The sequence below is a fragment of the Methanobrevibacter intestini genome, assembly GCF_047402955.1.
Classification (GTDB): domain Archaea; phylum Methanobacteriota; class Methanobacteria; order Methanobacteriales; family Methanobacteriaceae; genus Methanocatella; species Methanocatella intestini.
Genome location: NZ_CP187956.1, coordinates 455,769 through 477,434 on the forward strand (window position 1 = coordinate 455,769; position 21,666 = coordinate 477,434).

The window sequence follows — 21,666 nt, forward strand, 5'->3', positions numbered from 1 at the left end:
TTTTTATTGAAATGTATCGAAGAGATGAATTACCTTCTTCTTTTTTTATTATTCTTCTTAGATTCACGAATTTCTATTGTATCTGATGAAAAACCCATGTCAGATAAAACTTCTTTGACTCTTACTTTATGATCCCCTTGAAGTTCTATTTGACCGTTTTTAGAAGTACCTCCACAAGCACATTTTGCTTTAAGAGTTTTTGTAAGTTCTTTGATATCAATATCGTGTTCATCTATACCTTCGATAATAGTCATGAGTTTTCCGAATCTTCTCCTTACTGTAAATACTTTAACAGTTTGAACTTCACGTGCAATCTCTTCACACACACAAAGTTCTTCCGGAAGCCCACAGACATCACAGATTTTTGACATTTAATTCTCCTTCTGTTTTTCATTCAATATTGTAAGAACACGAGCAATTGTTCTTTTCAATTCTCTAATTTTTCCTGGGTTTTCAATTACCCCAGCAGCTGCACTTTTAGAAACATTTTTGGATAATTCAGCTCTGAGTTCAACTAATTTATCTTGAATCTCATCAACTTCCATGTCCCAAATTTCTTTACTTCTTAAAATCGCCATTGTTCCAACTCTTTTGAAATAATTAAATTTTTAATAATTTAACTATCCTCTTTTGCTTCTTCAGCAGATTCCTCTTCAACAATCTCTTCTAATTCATCGAGATCTTCTACTTCTTCAACAATTTCATCTTCAACGATTTCTTCGCTGTCGTCAAGTTCTTCAACTTCAACTACTTCATCGTCTTCAATAATTTCCATTTTTGGAGGAAGAATCTCAACTGAATCAGGTAATACAGTTTCTGGAGGCATGATTCTTACATATATACCAAGTACACCTGGTTTTAATTGAACTGTAGCAAATCCTTCTTCAACTAATCTGATTGATGGTTCACCACATTTTTTGATGTAACCTTCAACAAATTTAGCTACAGCAGATCTTGAACCTCTGATTTTACCAGAAATAGTAACTTCTACACCTTGAGCTCCAGCGCCCATGATTCTACGAATGGTAGAGTAAGCAACTCTTCTGAAATGCATACCTCTTTGTAACATGTTAGCTATTTTATAAGCCATGATTTTTGGGTTGAGTTCAGGAACATTTACTTCTTTAACTTCAATTTGAGGATTGTCTAAACCAAAGTCATTTTTAAGAGTATTAGTAATAGCTCTTACGTTTTTTCCACCTCTACCAATTACCATACCAGGTCTTTCTGCATAAACAACAACCATGGTACCTAAAGGTGTAATTTGAACATCCATACCACCGTATCCTGCTCTTTCAAGTTCTTTTTCTAAGTATTCATCAATTCTGGTTCTTTTAAGGCCCTCAGTGACGAAATCTTTTTCTATCATTAGTTAGCCTCCTGTAATACTATTTGAATATGAGTAGTTGGAGTGTTAAATGGGGTCATCCTACCGAATGCTCTTGGAATAACTCCAGGAAGTACAACTCCTCTGTGGCTGGAGATATGTTCAATGAATAAGTTTTCAGTGTCCATACCTTTGTATTCAGCATTAGCTTCAGCATTTTCTAAAACTTTTAATACTTGTTCTGCTGCTTTTACAGGGTATCTACCTGCTGCCCATCCTTCTTGTCCTTTTCTGTGACCAACTTGTCTGTTGTGTCTTTTGAAAGGAACAGATTTTTTCATATCAATAACATCTTCTAAATAATTTTTAGCTTTAGTTACTTCCATTCCTCTTATTGCATTGCAAATTTCAACACAGTGTTTTGGAGAAATCTTAAGAGATTTTGCCATAGCACGTGCAGTTTTTGCTTCATTAGTTTCTTTATTATAAGCATATTTATTAGCCATGATCTAATCTCCCTATTTAAGTGGTACAAACATAGATGATCTTGTAGCTCCCATACCTGGGTCTCCATGTTGAACTTTTTGTCTTGTTGGTGCAAATTCACCAAAGTAACAACCAATCATTTCTGGTTCGATTGTAACTTCAACAAAGTTTTGACCATTGTAAATACCGAAAGTTGTTCCAACCATTTCAGGTAAAACAATCATATCCCTACAATGGGTCCTGATTACAACAGGCCTACCATCTTTGCTGCCTTCTTTATTTAACTTCCTCATTTTATCCAAAACAATTTGTTGTCTTGGTAAAAATCCTCTTTTTAAAGACCTTCTTTGTCTTGCAGGGAATAATTCCATTACTTCCTCTAAAGACATGTCTTGTAATTCTTCAAGAGTATAACCTTTATATTTAAATATTTTTCTTGCCAATGAAACACCCTCTATCTATCTTTTTAATCCTGTTCTTTTAGCTGCAATTGAACCAACTTTTCTTCCTGGTGGTGCATGTCTTGAAACAGTAGTTGGACGACCAGGATGTTGCCTGTTACCTCCCCCGTGAGGGTGATCAACAGCGTTCATAGCTACTCCTCTTACAGTCATGAATTTCTTACCTTTAGCTTTGTAAGCATGCCATCTGTTACCAGCTTTAAGGAATGGTTTTTCTTTTCTTCCTCCTCCAGCTACAACACCGATACTTGCACGGCATCTTGGGTTAAGATATTTTAATTCACCAGATGGTAATTCTACAACAGATTGATTAGCATCATGAGTAATTAAAGAAGCATAAGTTCCAGATGATCTTACAAAACGACCTCCGTCTCCAGGAGTGTTTTCAATATCATAAATAGGAGTTCCTTCTGGAATTTCAGCAAGAGGTAAAGTATTACCAAATTTAATAGGAGCAGAAATACCACATTCAATTTCATCATCAATTTGAATGCTTTCAGGTGCTAAGATAAATTTCTTTTCACCATTTTCAAATTTTACTTCTGCAATTGGAGCAGTTCTTGCTGGATCGTGTACAATATCAGTAACAATTCCTTTAATACTACCTTCTTTTTCTAATGCATCGTAAGACCTGTATCTGATTTTATCTTTAAAACGATGAGAAGCAACACGGTGAGCAGGAGTTCCTCTTCCTCTTCTTTGAATTATTAATCGTTTTCCCATTATAATTCCTCCTTAGAATACTCCTATTTTGACAGCGAGTTCTTCTGCCATTTCTTCTTCAACAAGTTTAATAAATGCTACTTTATTACCACGAGGAGTGATATGAGTAGTTACTCTAGCTACTTTTTCTTCGTATAACTCTTCAAAAGCCCTTTTAATTTGACCTTTGTTAGCACTACGTTTTACAACAAAAGTAATCTCATTATTTTTATCGATTAAATTCATGGTTTTTTCAGTAACATGAGGTTTAATAATAATTGAGTATGAATCCATAATAATCACCTTATTTATCCAAAATTATTGGAATAAACCTCCTAATTTTTCAACAGCTGATTTAGTGAAAATAGTGAGTCTTCCTGGGTGAGTACCTGGTGCTAATAATTCTGCATTTAAGTTTTCAACAGTTACTACATCTACACCAGCATGGTTTCTTGCACCTAATTTGATACCGTTATCTTCACCGACTACTAAAAGAGGTCCTTTTACTTTTTTGTATTTTCTTCCTCTGGTTTTACCCCTACCAGCTCTTATTCTTTTACCTTCTTTAGCACGGGTAATGTCATCGTAAACTCCTAAGTTTTGGAAAATTTCACGAGTTTGTTTAGTAGTTTTTACAGAACAAATATCATCTTCAACAATAATAGGTACTTGTTCAAGGTCTCCTAATTTGTGACCTCTGTTTTCAACAAGTTCTTTATTTGCAGTAGCTGCTACAGCAGATCTGATTGCAAATCTTCTTTCTTTTATGTTGATTTTTTCGTGATGATTTTTTTCAGCTCTTGTAGGATGTGCACGTCTACCACCAACAGCCATTGGTACAAATGCTGCTTTGGAACCGTTTTTAATCCTAGGTACTCTAGCTGTACCTCTACCGGATCCCCAACCTTTTGCAGAAGTTCTTTTACCTGCTTTAGGATCATTACCCCATGGTTGTACTCTAGCGGTTTGTGCTGAAATAACAGCCCTTTTTATTAAATCAGGTCTGTATTCTTCATTAAAAATAGCTGGAAGTTCGATTTCTTCTTTAACTTCCCCTTCCATTGAATAAACGTTTGCTTTCATGATTAGACCCCTTGTTTAGATTTTGTACTTATGTAGTTTATTTGAGGCATATCCTCAGACTTTTTATTAGGTCTAATAGGTTGTCTTAAAATAACTAATCTTTTAGATGGACCTGGTAATGAACCTTTTACTAAAACATAGTCATTTTTAACAAGACCATATTTTACAAATCCGCCATCTGGATTAATTTGATCAACTTCATCAGCAGATGCGATTTTTAAGATTTTTTTATTAAACTCAGTTCTTTTATGGTATCCCATTTGACCTGCTTGTGCTACAGTCCACATGGTTCTTGATGGAGTCCAAGGTCCAATAGAACCTACGTGTCTTCCTTTACCTGCTCTTACAGCTTTACCATATTGAATTCTGATTCCCCATCTTTTAACTACACCTTGGAATCCTTTTCCTTTAGTAGTTGCAATTGCATCTACAAATTGACCTTCGTTTAAGATATCACTAGCTTTTACTTCATTACCTAATAATTCTAATGCAGTATTTAATTTTTCTTCAGGATTTGCTCCTCCAATACCACATTCAAATATGTCCGGTTTTTTCTTAGGTACGCTAGTTACTTTTGGATTAGTATGGACTAAAACTTTAATATCTTCAGTTTTGTCTAATACACCTTGTATTTTTGCAATAGCTTCAGATTTATTGTATTCTTTAGGAAGAGAAATTTTCCTTGAGAGTTCTTCATCTAAATTATCTGCAAGTACTTCGGTGATCACTTTTAATCCACGAGAAGTTTTTTCGTATGCTCTAATTCCCATTACTACGACTGGAGGTACTTCCAATACGGTTACTGGAGTGAAAACATCCATACCATTAGTTGGAGAGTTTTTGTCAGAATCAGTCACTAACGCGTGAGTCATACCGACTTTATAACCTGCGAGGCCGAGTAATTTTGGTTCATCATTTTGTGGCCAAGATTTTATCCTAGGGGTTTCTTTAGCTGCTCTTTTCCTTGGACTAAAAGCAACAGACCCTTTTCTTGGCTGGTGATGTCTTACCATTTATTTTACCTCCTTAACTAATATTTTCCTTTATTTTATTATATTCAAATTTTTAAATAATAGCTATAAATAGCTATTTTCAGATTTGGGTAATATTACACCAAGTATAATATTATCCGAGTAATAAATAACCGCAATAAAATCACAGTTAAATAAACATCAAAGTTTAATATATTCTTTTGAGCGAAATTAATTGAAACATAATTAAGCGCTCGTTTAATGTATAAACCATTCTGCGCTAAGTAATTTTTAGGAGAGTCCTAAAAACATCAATGTATAAAAAGTTGAGCAAATTATCTATTAGCCATGTATAAAAACTAATAATTAATAAAGAGAATTAAAATCTCAAAATGTTGAATAAAGAAAGTGTAGCGACAACTGCCTCTTCAGTTCTAACAGTTTCAGTTCCTTGGTTAGGGATAGTATTTAACTTAATATGTTCCCAATTACCGCTAGAAACATCTTCTGAAATTGAAGAATATGGGCCACCAAACAAAATAGCAATATTTTTAAATTCATCTACTTTAAGTTTTAATTCATCAAAAATAGAATCAATATAATCCCCATATCTTGTAGTTTCAACAACAAAATCTGGTTTAATTAATTTTAAGCTATTTTTAAGACTCTTATTAGAGGATATTACATTATATCCCCAGTAAATGTCATCTGGTTTATCAGGTGTGACTATTACTTCTTTCTTAGCAATTTTTGTAATCTTAAAGTTAAAAATTTTCTTAACAGTAAGTTGCTCTTTGCAGAATGCAAGTTTATCCATACCTATATCCACAAAAGTTCCTTTCTTATTTCTTTTAACAGTAAATCCCTGTCTATAGTCGCCCACGTCTGGTTGACTATTAACTGGATGATGAGGAGCTCTAAGTGGTGGAAGAATACCTACATGCTTAAGTTCTGGCCTTATAGGAAATGCACTTTTCCTCAAATACTGAGGAGTATTCATATAATTTAAAACTTCAGCAATAAATTCTCCATCTTCTTCCCCATTTTCATTTTTAATGTGGTCATCATTATAAATAACAACATTATCAATCTGAAATACTGCTAAAGCTCTACCTAAAACTCCCACTTTAAAAGTACGAACTTTAAGATCTTTAGATTCAGATAGAAAAGAATTCGGAATAAATACAGATAGCTCATCTTTATACATTATTTTAATATTAGTAAAATAAAGTATATAAAGATTTCCCTACATTTACATAGCTATCACTAATAGACTTATACATTTTATAAATATTATATCAATTATAATATCTGTAGCCATCTTATTATGCTACCAACTTTTATACTCATAAGGAATATATTAATATAATATATAGATTATGTAGTATATAAAGGTATTGTTTTTCTATTTAAAATAAGTAAAATTTAAAGTAAAGCTCGAATTACTATTATTTCAACATTTGCAGATTCCTTTGTATGAAATTCATAAATTTTAGGAATGGGAAAATTATATCTGAAAATATGGGTAATTTCCAAATCATTTTTTTCAAAATAGCTAATTAAAAACTCCTCAGTTGATGCCATATGAAAGGAATACAAAACTTTTGGAGACAGTTCAATAGCCTTACTGATAAATTTTAAATCAGACCCCTTTTTTGCATTTTTTTGTGATCCGAATGGTGGATTTTGAAAAATAGTATCAACATCAAAGTCATTTTCCAAATCACAAACATCACCACATATAAATTCAACATCACCACAGTAACTGCTGGCTAAATCAATGGATTCTTTATCAATATCAACACCAACAGCAGAAGTAGCACCTAATAACATAGATGCAATTGCAAATATTCCAGTTCCACAGCCCAAATCCATTACTTTTTTATCTACTATATCATCTAAAGAATATGCATTCCATAACAAATCTGATGCAATAACAGCAGGAGTAGAATACTGTTCAAGGTCTACTTTCGGATTTGGATGACTGGGAACATTTTGTATAGCCATTTCCAAATGTTTCTTTTTAGTAATTTTTTTCATCTAAACAACATATTTAATTATTATTTCTTATATAATTATATTATTAATAAAAATTAAAAAGAGGTTTCGAATGTTTGAAAAGATATTAATTGCAAATAGAGGAGAAATTGCAATAAGAGTTATGCGTGCCTGTCGTGAGCTTGATATCCAAAGCGTAGCTATATACTCTGATGCAGATACAACATCCCTTTATACAAACTATGCTGATGAAAGCTACCCTTTAGGTAATCCTTCCCCAGCCAAGTCTTATTTAAATATAGAAAAAATCATAGATATTGCACTTGAATCTGGAGCCGATGCTATTCACCCAGGATACGGATTTTTAGCTGAAAACCCTAAATTTGGTGAAGCATGTGAAAAAAATGGAATTAAACTTATAGGACCTACCGGTGACGTAATCCATCAAATGGGAGATAAAATAACTTCAAAAGCTCTTATGAAAAAAGCTGGAGTTCCTGTTATCGAAGGTACTCCTGAAGGAGTTACAGACATTGAAGAAGCTAAAGAAATAGCTAGACAAATTGGATATCCTGTAATTGTAAAAGCTTCTGCAGGTGGTGGAGGAATTGGTATGCGTGCTGTTTATGAAGAAGACGAATTAGTGCGTGCAATTGAATCTACACAATCTGTTGCTTCTACAAACTTTGGAGATTCAACTGTATTTATTGAAAAATACCTTGAAAAACCTAGACATATTGAATTCCAGTTATTAGCTGATGAACATGGAAATGTTATTCATGTAGCTGATAGGGAATGTTCTATCCAAAGAAGACATCAGAAATTACTTGAAGAAGCACCTTCCCCAATTATGACTGAAGAACTTAGAGCTGAAATGGGAGCAAGTGCAGTAAAAGCTGCTGAATATATCGGTTATACCAGTGCAGGTACTGTTGAATTCTTATATGACAATGGCCAATATTACTTCCTTGAAATGAACACCCGTATTCAAGTAGAACACCCAATTACCGAACTTGTTACAAATACCGATTTGATTAAAGAACAAATCAGAATAGCTAATGGTGATGAACTCAGTTACGAACAGAAAGATATACAAGTATCAGGTCATGCAATCGAATGTCGTATTAATGCAGAAGATCCGTTAAACGATTTTGCACCAAATCCTGGTAAAATTACCGGTTACAGATCTCCTGGAGGACCTGGTGTACGTTTAGATAGTGGAGTTTATATGAATTATACCATTCCTACTTTCTATGATTCCATGATTTCAAAACTAGTAACCTGGGGAAGAACTAGAGATGACTCCATAGCCAGAATGAAAAGAGCATTAAGCGAATACATTATTTTAGGAGTTAAAACTACAATTCCGTTCCATAAAGCTATTTTAAGAAATCCTAACTTTATTAGTGGTGACTTAAACACTCACTTTATTGACCAATACAAAAACGGTATTGAAAGTGAAATGGTTAATGTGATTGCAGAAGATTTGGAAAATGTAAATAAAATGAAATCCACTTTTATGCCAAGTAAAAAAATAGCTGCAATTTCTGCTGCTGTTGGATCTTATTTAAATACTGCTAAAAACCAACAAATGAATAAAAAATAAATTGGGGATTTAGAAATGCAAAATGAAATAGTAAAGCTATTGAAAAAAGAGGGAAAATTATCTGAAAAAACTATTGATGAAATAAGCAATATTGAGATTGGTGATTTTTCTGATTTAGTCAGAGAACTTGGAAAAGAAGAAACTGAACACATTAAAAGAGATGAAATCTCAAAAAACTTAAACACCAAATACATAGGTAAAGATATCTATATATTTAATGAAGTAATGTCTACAAACACAATAGCTAAATTTTTATCAATGAATGGTGTTGGAAACGGAGCAGTTGTAATTTCTGAAAAGCAAACAAAAGCTAGAGGCAGATCAGGTAAAAACTGGGAATCTCCTCTTGGTGGTGTCTGGTTATCAATTATATTAAATCCAAATGTAAACCACTCCAAAATCCCATTAATTACCCTTGCAACTGGTGTAGCTGTTGAAAATACCTTAAAAAGAATAGGCGTTAAAAATGCCGAAATAAAATGGCCTAATGACATTTTAATTCATGGAAAAAAAGTCTGCGGAATACTGACTGAAGCAATAACCAGCTTTAACACTATTGAAAGTGTTATTATTGGTGTTGGAATTGATGCAAACATAAGCATTGAAAACTTCCCTGAAGAATTACGGGAAAACATGACAACATTAAATGATGAAATTGGTGAAAAAGTCGATGAAAACCTTCTAATTAAATTATTCTTAGAAGAATTTGAAAAAATCAGCGAACAGTTCATAAATGAAGAATACGAAACTATCTTAAAAGAATGGAGAAAAAACTCCTACACTATTGGAAAAATCGTAGAAGTACACGAACCATTCAGCAAACCTTATGACGGTTATGTTTTAGGTATCAGCAGAGACGGATCATTAGTTGTGGAAAAAATTGATGGAACTTTAGAAAAAGTAATATCTGGAGAATGTATAATTAAGAAGTAAATACAATCTCCCTGCATTTATCTTCATTTGTAACTACTTCCTGTAGCTTATTAAATGAAGATTCTATTTTTTTATTTAAATCATTTAAATCTAAATTAAATGCATCTTTTGTAGATAAATCAAATCTTATTGTTGTAGATGCACCGGGCATTGAAACTGGAGGAATTGTAATAATTCCATGGTCTTTTAATAATATAAATGCAAAAATAAATGCCAAATCATTATCAGATAAATTATGTGAAACTTTAACTTCACTAGCCAAATCATGAGATGAAATCATGACTCCTGTTGGAGTTTCACTAAAAGCATTAAAATTCTTACTTAATAATTTAAACAGTTCTTCCTTTCTTGAAAATCCTTTAATTAAATTTTCACCCTTAAAATTTTTAATACCATTAATCATAGCTAAAATAGCTGGAGGCTGTGCTTCAAGACCAAATTGATTAGCTTTAACTTTGATTTTATCAACTAAATCTTCACGACCTGCCATTAATCCGCCTCTAGGACCCGGCATTAATTTATCAGTACTGGTAATTGCAATATCTGCACCTAAATCACAGGCTTTTTTCTGTTTAAATACAACAGTTCTAAGTCTGGCTCCTGATGCATCATCAACCATAACAGGAATATTCTGTTTGTGAGCCATTTCAATGACTTTTTTAAAAATATCTTCATCAATGACTTTATGATCCATTGTTGAACCTGTTACAACAACTAAAGAAGTATTTTCAGGTATTTCAAATTTATCAAAATCATCAGTTTCAAAATAATTAGCTCCAACCAATTCACAGCTTCTCGGAATGGAAGGATGGGCAGGTAATTGGGCAAGGTAATGCACAACATTAGACCCTTTATCAACTAATGAAAGAACAGTAGCTAAAATACCTGAAGAGGTTCTGTTAAGTGGAAGAATTTTTTCCCCACCTAAATGTCTTTTTCCAACTTCCTGAATTTCATCTTCAAAAATAGCTGGTCCTACATAAGTTTCAAGTAAACTTAATTGGGATGATGAAGCAATAAATCCTCCAGCCAAACCAGTTAAATCATATAATCCACTGCGACCTTCAGTTTCAATGATGTTTTTTATAATAGATAAAGCATTTTCTCTTTTTTTAACTTCATCTAAAGAATTGTTAACTATCATCTAATCAGAGTCAAATTCTAATTTAAAGTCTTTGAAAGCTTCAACAAATGCTTTTAAATCTTTTTCAGGTACTGGCATTTGAACAACTGTTCATTTTCAGGTTCTTCATAAGAATATTCTGCATCAGTAATTTTACCTTCAGGAGTTGTCCATAAAATTAAACTGTCACTTAATTCTTCAGGTTTTTTATTAGGGAAAAATATTTCCACAGAAGCTCCTAACTGTACAAAAAACTTTTCTTTTTCTTCATCACTTTTATTTACTTTTTTAATTTTTCTTACTCTGGATTTCAATTTTTTTTCAGCAAGTTCATTTATATCTGGCATTTATAACACATCCTGAAACTTTATTTATATATAATCTAAATTATAGTTAAAATTCACATATTATATAAGCATTCTTATTTGATTTAAAAATTAGTCGTATAAACTGTTACCATCACTGTCCATAGCTACTATAAGTGGTCCAAAATCTTTAACTTTTAAATTCCACATAGCTTCAGGCATTCCTAAATCCAGCCAGTCAACACTTTCAATTTCTTCAACTGCATCAACATAAAGTGCTGCGCATCCGCCAGTAGCTACAACATATAATGCATTGTTTTTAACTAAAGCTTTTCTTACTGTATCATCCATTCCTCCTTTACCTATTACTATTTTAGGACCCATATCAATAACATCACTTTGATAAGGATTCATTCTCATAGAAGTAGTCGGACCTACAGCTACCATTTTATATCCGTTTTCATCTTTGGATATAATTGGTCCTGCATGAAATATAGCTGCACCTTCAATATCTAATGGGGCACCCTGTTCTAAAATTCTTTTATGCGCCTGATCTCTTGCAGTTATAATGTTTCCAGTTAATGTAATTACATCTCCAATTTTCAAATCAGTCAAATCTTCGTTTTTAACCGGCACTTTAATATTTTTTTCCATTTGGTCACCTTGTAAATTATTATAAATATATAAAATTTTTAGCTTTTATAAATTTAATGGGTAGACACCTATGCTCTTTTCAAAAACTTTGTTGATTTAAAATTTTCTGATGAAAATTAGTTTAAAATTTTTAATTCTGTTTAAAAAACTTGAAATAATCAGAATTATTGGCATATTATGTTTCAAATCAATTTTTTAAGAAAAAATTTCCTAGTTTTTCTTCATTTATTTTATAATTATCAATAATTTTTCCGTCTTCCATATGCAAAACATGGGAACACACTTCCATTATTAATTCAAAATCATGAGTAATGATAAATGAAGTAATGCCTAATTTTTGAAGATAAACTAAATTTTCACTAACTTTCATCATATTCTTCAAATCAAGCCCACTTGTCGGTTCATCAAAAATCAGAAATTCCTTATCTGAAGCAATAGCTGATGCAATAGCAACTCTTTGTTTTTCACCGCCAGACAATGCCATAGGGTGCACTTCTTTTAGATGAATCAGATTTAAGTTTGTTAATATTTCCTCAGCACGACCTGTATTTTCATCATCCATACTCAGCAATACTTCATCAAGTACACTTTCAGTGAATAATTGATGATTAACATCCTGCATCACCATATATGTCTTTTTAAGCAAGTTTTTTCTTTTCAAATGATTATCTCCCCAAATAATTTCCCCTTTACAAGACTTTTTAAGTCCGCATAAGCAATTTGCAAAAGTAGATTTTCCAGCACCATTTTTTCCGATGACTGCAATTATTTCATTTTTTGGGATTTTAACTCCATCAATACTTAATACCTGATTTTTACCATATTTAAAATTAAAATTTTTAAGTTCAATCATTTCATGATTATTTGAATAATACTCACTATGATTAACATCCAATTTTTTCAAATTTATTTGTCTTAAACCGTAATCCCTATGGTCAATATGTCTGAACTGGTCAATAGACCATTCATTAGTAATTTGCCCTTTTTCCATAAATATAACTCTATCAACAACATTACTTAAAAAGAACAGTTTATGTTCAGCTATAATAACCGTTTTTCCGGATTCTTTCCATTTCTTAATAATGTCCTCCAAATCCCAGCTAGATTCCGAATCTAAATTTGATGAAGGTTCATCAAGAACAAATATGTCTGGGAAAACTGCAGATACTGATGCTCCTGCAATTTTTTGCTTTTCACCACCAGATAATTTAAAAATATTTTTATCAAGAAGATGCTGTAATCTAAAGTCGTTTACAACATGCCTCAATCTATTTTTTATTTCATCAGTATTCATTGCAAGATTTTCGCACCCAAAAACTATTTCACTTGTTGTATCCACATTGAAGAATTGTGTTTTTGGGTTTTGAAAAACGGAACCTATGTATCTTGATATTTCATAAATTGGCATTTCGCTTATTAAATTACCATTCAAATATACATTTCCATGTCTTGTTCCCTCGAAAAAGTTGGGAATAATTCCGTTTATTATGCGTGTTAATGTTGTTTTTCCACAACCTGATTCACCACAAAGCAGAATGACTTCACCTTTTTCAATATTCTGATTAATATCTTCCAGATTACAGTTATCCTTACTGTTGTCATATGAAAATGAAACATTATCTATTTTAAGCAATAAATACACCACCTAAAAAATAATACACATAAACTCCTAAACCGATTAATGAAACCGCCAGTAATGCATAATCTATTTTATTTAATTTAACTTCCATAAAATGAGTTCTGGCTTCAGGATTACTTAATCCCCTTGTTAAAGAAGCTGCAGATAGTTCATCTGCTGTTTTAATAGCACTGACCAGAATAGGAATCATATAAAATTCCACCAGTTTTAAAGGATTTTTCAATGATTTAACATTCAAACCAAAGCCTCTCATTTTCATTGCATTAGTTATTGATTTAATTTCTTCATAAACTGACGGAATATACCTAAAGATAACTGAAAGCGGAATAGTAACCTCTTTCGGAATATTGCTTTTTTCCATGGAAGCTATAAATTCACTTACTTTTGTTGTTGTGACTGTATAATATCCCATCATCAAAATAGGCAACATTCTAGTAGTTGTATAACTAAACATTATCATCAATATTGCAATTATGCCTGTTGCAGTTGGAAGAAGATAAATCTGAATATATTTTGCAACAATATAAATTAAAATATAACTTAAAGCAAGCTTCATACGATTTGAAAAAAATAAACAAATAAAGGGAATTAAAACTAAAATTCCACTAATGTATAATGGCACTTCATTAAAAACCATGAAACTTATCAAAATCAAAATTATAATTTTAGTTCTTGGATCCAATTTAAAATTTAGTTTTAATCCCATAATATCACCTTAGGCCACACCCGCTTTTTCAAAATGTTTTTTCAAAACAATTTTTCCAATATATGCACTGAATAAAGCGACAACAAATGTTGCAATTATCAAAATAATCAGCATTTCATTTGTTAAAAACGGTAAAATTACATTTACATAGTCAGTTCCCATTGATGCACGAATTGACTCAACAAAATAATCTCTTAAAATGTAAAACGGCAGCATATTACCAAATATTCCTAATGAGAAAAATCCATAACTGATAATTGAATTTTTAATAGAAGAATAATCTCCAATTTTTAAAACTACATCCGCCATCAATCCACAAAGTGTATAGACTACAATTGGAATCCATGTGTGACCGCTTAAAAACATTACAATTCCCAAAACCAAACCCAACAATGAAGTCATTCCAAATTTATCAACTCTTGTTAAAAACAGCATATATGGAATTCCTGCAATTAACGCTACAATGACCGGCAATGCAATCATCAGTATTGGGATATAACCCAGCATTCCAAAAATAAAAATTGAAACTGTCAATATCACTGCAAAAATACCTACAGTGATTAAATCTTTTACATTTAACATTTTACTCATTAATATTACCTCCTATTTTATATTATACTAATGAAAATAATTCGGAGAACCTAAATTTGCCATTCTCCACTTAAGTTCTGTAAATCAACCATCTTTTTAAACAAACCATCACCTGCAATTAGTTTTTCAGGCTTTCCCTGCTCCACAATTTTGCCGCCATCTAAAACGACAATTTTATTAGCATTGGCTATTGTTCTCATCCTATGGGCAATGATGATGACTGTTTTGTTTTTAATCAATTCAGACAATGCCTTTTGGATTTTAGATTCATTTTCAACATCTAAAAATGAAGTTGCTTCATCCAATAAAATTACATTTGCATCTTTTAGAAGTGCCCTTGCAATTGAAATTCTTTGTCTTTGACCGCCTGAGAGCAACTCACCGTTTTCACCAATTACAGTATCATATCCATTTGGAAGTTTAAAGACAAACTCTTCACATTCTGCAAGACGGGCTGCTTCAATCACTTCTTCATCAGTTGCATCTTTTCTTCCAACACGAATATTTTCCAAAATTGAATTGTTGAACAATATTACATCCTGAAAAACAATTGAAAAGTTTTCCAGAAGCTTTTCTGAGTCCAATTTGGATAAATCCTGACCTCCAAGTGATACTATACCTGATACAGGATCCCAAAATCTTGCTGCAAGCTTTGAAACTGTACTTTTACCTCCGCCGGACGGCCCTACAAGAGCTGTAACTTCACCCTGCTTTGCAGTAAATGAAATATCAGTTAAAACATCCTTCAAATCATCGTAATTGAAACTGACATTTTCAAATTCGACATCATAACCGTCCAAAGAATAATCATCCGAACCCCCTTCAACTACAAGACTTTCAATTTCCTGAGCCCTTGTGATTTTATTGTCCATCATAAATATTTCTGCCAAAAACATCAATCCGTTTTCCAGTGGAGAATAAACTGATGCAGAAGCTATCAAAAATATTAAAAAGGTAAAAATTGATATTTGAGAATTTATTATTAAATACGAACCTAAAATGATTACAGATACAATTCCTAAATTTAATACAACTTTTCCAACTATTACTCCTGAAGCGGCCATTAATTCAGCATTAATTCTTGATTTTTCAATTGTTGAAGTTAAACTGCTAATTTTTCCATAATATTCATCTTCACAATTGTAGGATTTCAAATCCTCAATTGATTCAATACATTCCTGCACTGCATCTCCACAATTAAGCAAATCAGCCATTACCCTATTTCCACCAGTATAAATAAGTCTTTTGGAAATAAATAAGATTATGAATGCAACAGGGACTACCCATAAAAGTGCAATAGCCAATCTCCAGTCAAATAGGAACATCCCCACTGAAACAATACATAGTGAAATGATTGAACCCAGCAATTGCGGAACCGCATGTGAGAAAACATGCTCCAAATCAGTACAATCATTCATTATTGTTGCAGTCAAATCAGCCAAATCCCTATTTTCAAAAAAGGATAATGGAAGTTTCCTTAAATTCTCACCAAGGTTGATTCTTCTGTTTCCACTTTCAACATATGTTGTATTGAATACAAAGTGATACTGCTTCCATGCAAAGGCAAAAATAATTCCTAAAACAATCAGTATCAATAAAATAAATATTCCAAGGTTTGGATCAATTATTTCACCACCTGTTAATTGTTCCACCCACAGATAAATAAGTAATGCATATAAAGAAACGGGAAACATAAATGATATATTCAAAAGTGCAGTATAGAAAATTCCTTTAATCAAATTGTCGGAACCCTCTTTTGTAAGTCCAAATCTTTTAGTAAAAAACTCAGATAACATCATATCACCTCACTTTTAACTTTCCACTGAATTGATTGGTTAAATTCAACCCACATTCTAGAGTAAATGCCTTCACTATCAACCAGTGTATGGTGGTTGCCCTCTTCAACAATTCTTCCATTTTCAACCACATAAATTTTGTCTACATTTTTAACTGAAGACAATCTGTGTGCAATCATAATGACTGTTTTGTCTTTAGTAATTTCTGAAATTGCTTTTTGAATCAGGTATTCATTTTCTGGATCTGCAAGTGCAGTTGCCTCATCCAAAATAATTATTGGAGCATCCTTAAGAACCGCTCTTGCAAGTGCAATCCTTTGCTGTTGACCTCCTGAAAGATATGTTCCTTCACTTCCTATTACAGTATCTATTCCATCTGGAAGCTCATCAATAATATCATCACATTGGGTTAAGCTCAATGCTTTTTTAACATCCTCTCTTGATGCTCCCTTACGACCAATTGCGACATTATTGTAAATTGAATCTTTAAATAATGTTGTATTCTGGAATACGAAAGAAATATTTTCCATCAATTCCTTTGTTGAAATATCTCTTACATCAACATCCCCAACTTTAATTGAACCCTGATTAACATCCCAAAATCTTGGAATTAATGATGCAATTGTGGTTTTGCCCCCTCCAGAAGGGCCAACTAATGCAACAGTTTCATTTTCATTAATTTTTAAATTCACATCATTTAAAATATGTTCATCACCATCAACATTTTCATAATCAAAATAAACCCCTTCAAACTCTATTGAATGATTTTTAGGTTTTTGAGGATTTATTGGGTCAACTAAAGGGCATTCATTTAGAATAGCTTCTATACTGTCTAAAGCACAACTTGCCAACATCCAATCCTGTGAAACTGTCATTATTTTCATCATCATTACAGCGCAGATTGGTGTGAAAATAATGTAAAACATGAAGTTTGCAAAGAATTTTACATCTACAACTGATCCTGCAAGCAGTATTCCTGCAGGAATTAACAATGCAAAAAATCCGTTGATGGATACTGTAAATGCAGTCATCGGAATGTGAGTTGACATAGAATATTCTGCCGAAAATTTCCCGTAGTTTTTAATGGCATTGATAAAGTTTTTAAATGAGTAAATACTTTGTTGAAATGCTTTTGTAACTGGAATTCCTCTTACATATTCTACTGCTTCCCCGTTCATTTCCTCCAAATATTTCTCGTATTTTTCCATACTATTTCGGGATTCTTTTGAAAACATAGGATACATAAATACAAAACACAATATGATTGGAATCAAACAGATTAACCCTAAAAGCCAATCAAAACTAAATAACAAAATTAAAAATACTATTGGAGTTACGATAGCTCCTGTTAAATCAAACAATTGATGGGCAAGGAATACTTCAGTTTTTGCAGTACTGTAATCAATTATCTTTCTAAGACCTCCACTTGTATGGTTTGAAAAATAACCTAAAGGTAGCTTAAGTAAATGGTTTATAGCTGCATCTTTCATGTTTTTCTCATTTTTAAATGCAGACAAGTGCGTACCCATCAGACCAAAAAAGTTTAAAGTTATCCCCAGTATTGCAAATGTAAATGCATTTATCGCATAAACATCCAAGTTTTGGGCTTTTGTAAAATCAGGGGCAACCGCCAATAGGGCATTGACCACATCCCATATATAAATAAACGGAACCAATAAACATATTGCACTTAAAGCTGATAAAAACATACCTATAATTGTCAAATATTTATAATTACCCGAGTAATTCAATAATCTAATAAATTTATTTTTATTTTGAGTTTCTGGCATTGTTATCGCCTCAAATAATAATTTAGGTTTACCTAAAAATTTAAAATTAATCTGAAAGGACAAAACACTAAAAATATTCTAAAAAAACAATTAAGAAATAATTTAATGTATTTTAATTAAAAATAACTAGATAACCTAATATTTACTATAAAGTATTATTTAATTAAATATATAAATATTTTTGAACTAAAAAGACAATAAATATACCAAAAAGACAAAATCTATTTTTTATACTCTGACGGAGTGCAACCGATATATTCTTTAAATGCCTGAGTGAATTTCGAAGGTGATGAATAACCCACCATTTTTGATATATCCGAAATTGTATATGAACCCTCTTCGATTAGTTTGCAGGCATATCCCAGTTTATATTCCTTTCTCCATTTAAAAATAGGTTTGCCGTGAACTTTTTTAAAACAATTTTTTAAAGTCGTTTTGCTGATGCCATAATTATCTGCAAGTTCATCTATAGTAATTTTACTTTCCAAATCATTAATCAGCTCATTTTTTACATCATCAACAATTTTAACCTGCTGCTTGGTAAGTGAAATATTTTCATGAACATCAAAGTTTGTAATCGAAAAAAACAATAACAATTCAAGACATTTTAATTTAAAATAAGATAATTTAATTCTATTGTCAACATGGTACAATTCACCGATAACATGGTCAATTTTATTATTTGAACGAAGCAATACATATCCATGAGATTTTTTCAGAATTTCATAAAATTCAATCAAGTCAAAATCAGGAATATACTGCTTAACATAATCATTAGCCATATCAACATCAATGAAAATCTCCAAACCATTATAAAATTCTAATGGAAAGTCAGAACATGTTTTTGTCATATCATAAACATTAATGCACAAATCTCCTTTTCCAAAATAAATTATTTCATTATCACCAACACTATAAGCATATCTACCGTCCAAACAATGATTTATCATAAGCAATCTTGAAGAAATTTTTTCTTCAACATATATTTTTTCATGATTTTGCAAATTAATGTCAATAAATGCTAAAACGATTCCTGGAAATAATGAATATGTTTCAAACTGCCCATATTCACCCAAATCAATGATTCTTTTATAGTCGTCTCCAGTTATAGAAAAGTCAGTGACAAACACATCACCAAATAATTCAAAAAGATTTTCATTCATGCCTTTAATTATATCTGCCCTGATATAAAACATTTCAACATACACCACATTAACTAATCAATGTTAAATTTAATATACTGCCGTAACAAAATTTTAATTAAATAAAATATGCTCTGGTCGATTAGTAAAATGTTTTCTATTTTGACAAATTTAATATATTTGTTAGGACCAACTTTTATATGAGTATAAAACAAAAAAAATAGGATAAATTACCATGTCAAGTATGAGTAGTGTTGCCGGACTATCTAAATATATTACAACCTTGCCCAAAACTGAAAAATCAATAATGGCTATGTTTATTATAAGCTTCATATCAGGAGCAGTCTACTTTATAATTAATCCAAGTCCAGAACTTGGTATAATAGAGAATATTATTTTAGGAGGATTATTCAGCTTAATAATACTTGGAATCAGTTCAATAATTGGTGGAGGAGTTAATCAGCAAATTGTAAGTGGCTTACATGGTATTAACTTAAAAATCAAACATTCCATGTTTTTATCAGCACTTTCTATGACTATTATCTGCATTCTTTTAATAATTGGTGGAATTCTTACACACTTTTTTGAAACAGACCTCTTTTTGAATTCATTATTATTCGGATGTGTTCTGATTTACGGAGTCAATACTTTAGTATTTTGGACAACGTCCAAAATCAGTTTTACAAAAGCAGCAACTGTCGGAATAATCCAACCATTGATTATATTGGCCATGTATGTTTTAATTACTTTTTTAGTAACTGACACTAGCTTTTTAGGTTCTGATTTAATTCAAATGACAATAAAAGTAATAATAGCAAGTATTATTTTCATATTAGCTATTTACTCATTTATTACAATAGCCGGATCTCCTTTAAAGAAAAATCTTGGTATTGGAATGCTGGATTTGCTTAGTCTGTTTATTGCTCATATGAATGAAGGATCCAACTCTCTTGAATCATTATTTGAAAACATGAGTGAAACTGTTGAAACAATGGTTACATTTATTAGTTTCAAAGGGAAAAATGGGATAAAATCATTATTTGTTTCACCGTTTGTTCATCCGGGACCTCTAGGAGATTTAGGTGGTTCAAATATGCCAACAATACTTGCAAATAAGTTTGACCATTTTACTATGGTAGCTCACGGACCTTCAACTCATGACTTCAATCCAGTTAGAACAACTGAAATTGACAAAATAGAAAATGCAATAAAAGAAGGATTGGAAGAAATTGAATACACAAAAGATGCAAGTATTTTTACCAGATACAACTCAGAAAAAGCAAACATCGGAGTGCAATTCTTTAATAAAGGTATGGTTATTTTAAGTACATTTGCACCAAATGACAGTGATGATATTGAATTTGGTGTAGGTCTTACAATGATGACTCAAAGTAAAAGCAAATGTAATGTTAAAGATTCTGTCATTGTAGACTGTCACAATTCCTTTGCTCCAGAAAGTGGAGAAGTTCTGCCTGGAAATGAAGAAGTATTCCAATTAATTGATGTTATTGATAAAATTCAATGTAATCAGCAAAGAGACAATCTGAAAATAGGATGTTATGAAGACACAATGAGTGATTTAAATAAAAATGAGGGTGTTGGTGAAAGCGGTATTAAAACCATGATTGTAGAAGTGGCTAATCAGAGAACTGCATATGTCCTATTTGATTCAAACAATATGGAAATTGGATTTAGACAAGAAATAATTGAAGCTACAAAAGATTTGGATATTGATGAAATAGAAGTAATGACAACTGATACCCATACAGTTAACACAATATCAAGAGGATATAATCCAATTGGAATTGTAAAAAGAGATGAAATTATTGAATATGTAAAAACCAGTATTAATGAAGCTATAAAAGATTTAGAAGAAGTTGAAGTTGGAACTGGAACAAAAAGAATTAAAAACCTTAATACATTCGGCCCCAATAATTCAACAGAGTTAATATCAACAATCAGTTCAATTGTTGCAGTTAGTAAAATTATAGCTCCAGTTTTATTAATTACTGCATTAGTAATTGTATTTATTTGGATATTTTATGGTGGTTTATAAATATGCCACCAATAAAGTATATGTCATAATCCATCCAACAAGGAAAGGCATTATTCCATCCCATAACCATTGGGAAAAACCGGAGATTTCATCTCCAAATTGTTTTTGAGCAAATTGCCCAACAAAATATAATATAATAAATGCAAGTGCTGTTGCAAAAACATCATTTTTAATTCCAAACCAGCTTAATGTAAATCCAGTAGAGATAATACCTGTAATGATACCAACTACTAAATGAAGACTTGTTATTTTAATTGTAGTGTCCATTTATTTCCTCCGAAAAAATTAAATAAATAT

General features: G+C 31.6%; 23 protein-coding genes and 1 pseudogene. 3 read left to right on the forward strand and 21 right to left on the reverse strand.

Translation table 11 applies throughout. The annotated features are described in order from the left end of the window. Positions 1-29: 29 nt before the first annotated feature. The 11 genes from yciH to ACMC9J_RS02055 form a co-directional block, all read right to left on the reverse strand. Positions 30-371 (reverse strand): stress response translation initiation inhibitor YciH, encoded by a 342-nt coding sequence (gene yciH, locus ACMC9J_RS02005; RefSeq protein WP_004033216.1) that lies wholly within the window; start codon positions 369-371, stop codon positions 30-32. Continuing rightward, positions 372-578: a 50S ribosomal protein L29 gene (rpmC, locus tag ACMC9J_RS02010; protein ID WP_004033214.1), complete on the reverse strand. Its 207-nt coding sequence runs from the start codon at positions 576-578 to the stop codon at positions 372-374. It abuts the gene before it with no gap. Positions 579-616: 38 nt separating this feature from the next. Continuing rightward, positions 617-1,369, reverse strand: coding sequence for a 30S ribosomal protein S3 (locus ACMC9J_RS02015; protein ID WP_019266553.1), 753 nt, complete (start codon positions 1,367-1,369; stop codon positions 617-619). After that, complete coding sequence (locus ACMC9J_RS02020) at positions 1,369-1,833, reverse strand: 50S ribosomal protein L22 (RefSeq protein ID WP_004033210.1); 465 nt, start codon at positions 1,831-1,833, stop codon at positions 1,369-1,371. Before ACMC9J_RS02020 ends, ACMC9J_RS02015 begins: the two co-directional genes overlap by 1 nt. A 12-nt stretch (positions 1,834-1,845) precedes the next feature. Further along, positions 1,846-2,256 (reverse strand): 30S ribosomal protein S19, encoded by a 411-nt coding sequence (gene rpsS / locus ACMC9J_RS02025; protein WP_004033209.1) that lies wholly within the window; start codon positions 2,254-2,256, stop codon positions 1,846-1,848. A gap of 15 nt (positions 2,257-2,271) precedes the next feature. Then, complete coding sequence (locus tag ACMC9J_RS02030; protein WP_004033206.1) at positions 2,272-2,997, reverse strand: 50S ribosomal protein L2; 726 nt, start codon at positions 2,995-2,997, stop codon at positions 2,272-2,274. Between the two features lie 12 nt (positions 2,998-3,009). After that, entirely contained in the window at positions 3,010-3,270 is a 261-nt protein-coding gene (locus ACMC9J_RS02035) for a 50S ribosomal protein L23 (protein ID WP_019264654.1), read from the reverse strand. Positions 3,271-3,294: 24 nt separating this feature from the next. Beyond that, complete coding sequence (gene rpl4p, locus ACMC9J_RS02040) at positions 3,295-4,059, reverse strand: 50S ribosomal protein L4 (protein ID WP_019264655.1); 765 nt, start codon at positions 4,057-4,059, stop codon at positions 3,295-3,297. Between the two features lie 2 nt (positions 4,060-4,061). Next, a complete protein-coding gene (rpl3p, locus tag ACMC9J_RS02045; RefSeq protein ID WP_019266554.1) occupies positions 4,062-5,072 on the reverse strand; it encodes a 50S ribosomal protein L3 in 1,011 nt (336 codons plus the stop codon). Positions 5,073-5,409: 337 nt separating this feature from the next. Further along, the gene (locus tag ACMC9J_RS02050; protein WP_019264657.1) at positions 5,410-6,237 is read right to left on the reverse strand and encodes a putative RNA uridine N3 methyltransferase; all 828 of its coding nucleotides are present in this window, start codon (positions 6,235-6,237) and stop codon (positions 5,410-5,412) included. A 218-nt stretch (positions 6,238-6,455) separates the two neighbouring features. Then, on the reverse strand, positions 6,456-7,070 hold the full coding sequence (locus tag ACMC9J_RS02055; RefSeq protein WP_427003470.1) for an METTL5 family protein: 615 nt from the start codon (positions 7,068-7,070) through the stop codon (positions 6,456-6,458). A 70-nt stretch (positions 7,071-7,140) separates the two neighbouring features. Here ACMC9J_RS02055 and ACMC9J_RS02060 point away from each other — a divergent pair, with 70 nt between their 5' ends. Further along, entirely contained in the window at positions 7,141-8,634 is a 1,494-nt protein-coding gene (locus ACMC9J_RS02060) for an acetyl-CoA carboxylase biotin carboxylase subunit (protein WP_019267791.1), read from the forward strand. A gap of 15 nt (positions 8,635-8,649) precedes the next feature. Further along, entirely contained in the window at positions 8,650-9,567 is a 918-nt protein-coding gene (locus ACMC9J_RS02065; RefSeq protein WP_019264660.1) for a biotin--[acetyl-CoA-carboxylase] ligase, read from the forward strand. Here the strand turns inward: ACMC9J_RS02065 and ACMC9J_RS02070 are convergent. From ACMC9J_RS02070 to ACMC9J_RS02110, 9 genes and pseudogenes are all read right to left on the reverse strand, one after another. Further along, positions 9,557-10,711, reverse strand: coding sequence for a TIGR03576 family pyridoxal phosphate-dependent enzyme (locus tag ACMC9J_RS02070; protein WP_019264661.1), 1,155 nt, complete (start codon positions 10,709-10,711; stop codon positions 9,557-9,559). The two genes, ACMC9J_RS02065 and ACMC9J_RS02070, sit on opposite strands and share 11 nt — an antisense overlap. Beyond that, a pseudogene (locus ACMC9J_RS02075) lies at positions 10,712-11,037 on the reverse strand (hypothetical protein). It lies immediately after the preceding gene. Between the two features lie 90 nt (positions 11,038-11,127). Continuing rightward, positions 11,128-11,649: a FumA C-terminus/TtdB family hydratase beta subunit gene (locus ACMC9J_RS02080; protein ID WP_019264663.1), complete on the reverse strand. Its 522-nt coding sequence runs from the start codon at positions 11,647-11,649 to the stop codon at positions 11,128-11,130. 187 nt (positions 11,650-11,836) lie between these two features. Then, positions 11,837-13,282 (reverse strand): ABC transporter ATP-binding protein, encoded by a 1,446-nt coding sequence (locus tag ACMC9J_RS02085; RefSeq protein WP_427003471.1) that lies wholly within the window; start codon positions 13,280-13,282, stop codon positions 11,837-11,839. Continuing rightward, on the reverse strand, positions 13,275-13,994 hold the full coding sequence (locus ACMC9J_RS02090) for an energy-coupling factor transporter transmembrane component T (RefSeq protein WP_019264665.1): 720 nt from the start codon (positions 13,992-13,994) through the stop codon (positions 13,275-13,277). The genes ACMC9J_RS02085 and ACMC9J_RS02090 overlap by 8 nt, the downstream gene beginning before the upstream one ends. Before the next feature lie 9 nt (positions 13,995-14,003). Then, complete coding sequence (locus tag ACMC9J_RS02095; protein ID WP_019266559.1) at positions 14,004-14,585, reverse strand: MptD family putative ECF transporter S component; 582 nt, start codon at positions 14,583-14,585, stop codon at positions 14,004-14,006. Between the two features lie 50 nt (positions 14,586-14,635). Next, positions 14,636-16,381 (reverse strand): ABC transporter ATP-binding protein, encoded by a 1,746-nt coding sequence (locus tag ACMC9J_RS02100; protein ID WP_427003472.1) that lies wholly within the window; start codon positions 16,379-16,381, stop codon positions 14,636-14,638. Then, on the reverse strand, positions 16,381-18,171 hold the full coding sequence (locus ACMC9J_RS02105) for an ABC transporter ATP-binding protein (protein ID WP_427003473.1): 1,791 nt from the start codon (positions 18,169-18,171) through the stop codon (positions 16,381-16,383). Before ACMC9J_RS02105 ends, ACMC9J_RS02100 begins: the two co-directional genes overlap by 1 nt. A gap of 221 nt (positions 18,172-18,392) precedes the next feature. Next, entirely contained in the window at positions 18,393-19,367 is a 975-nt protein-coding gene (locus ACMC9J_RS02110; protein WP_427003474.1) for a helix-turn-helix domain-containing protein, read from the reverse strand. Positions 19,368-19,548: 181 nt separating this feature from the next. On the opposite strand from ACMC9J_RS02110, the gene ACMC9J_RS02115 reads away from it, so the two are divergent. Then, positions 19,549-21,369, forward strand: coding sequence for a DUF2070 family protein (locus ACMC9J_RS02115; protein ID WP_427003475.1), 1,821 nt, complete (start codon positions 19,549-19,551; stop codon positions 21,367-21,369). On the opposite strand, the gene ACMC9J_RS02120 is transcribed toward ACMC9J_RS02115, so the two are convergent. Beyond that, positions 21,364-21,636, reverse strand: a complete 273-nt coding sequence (locus ACMC9J_RS02120) for a hypothetical protein (RefSeq protein WP_019264671.1) — start codon at positions 21,634-21,636, stop codon at positions 21,364-21,366. The genes ACMC9J_RS02115 and ACMC9J_RS02120 overlap by 6 nt on opposite strands. Positions 21,637-21,666 lie beyond the last annotated feature (30 nt).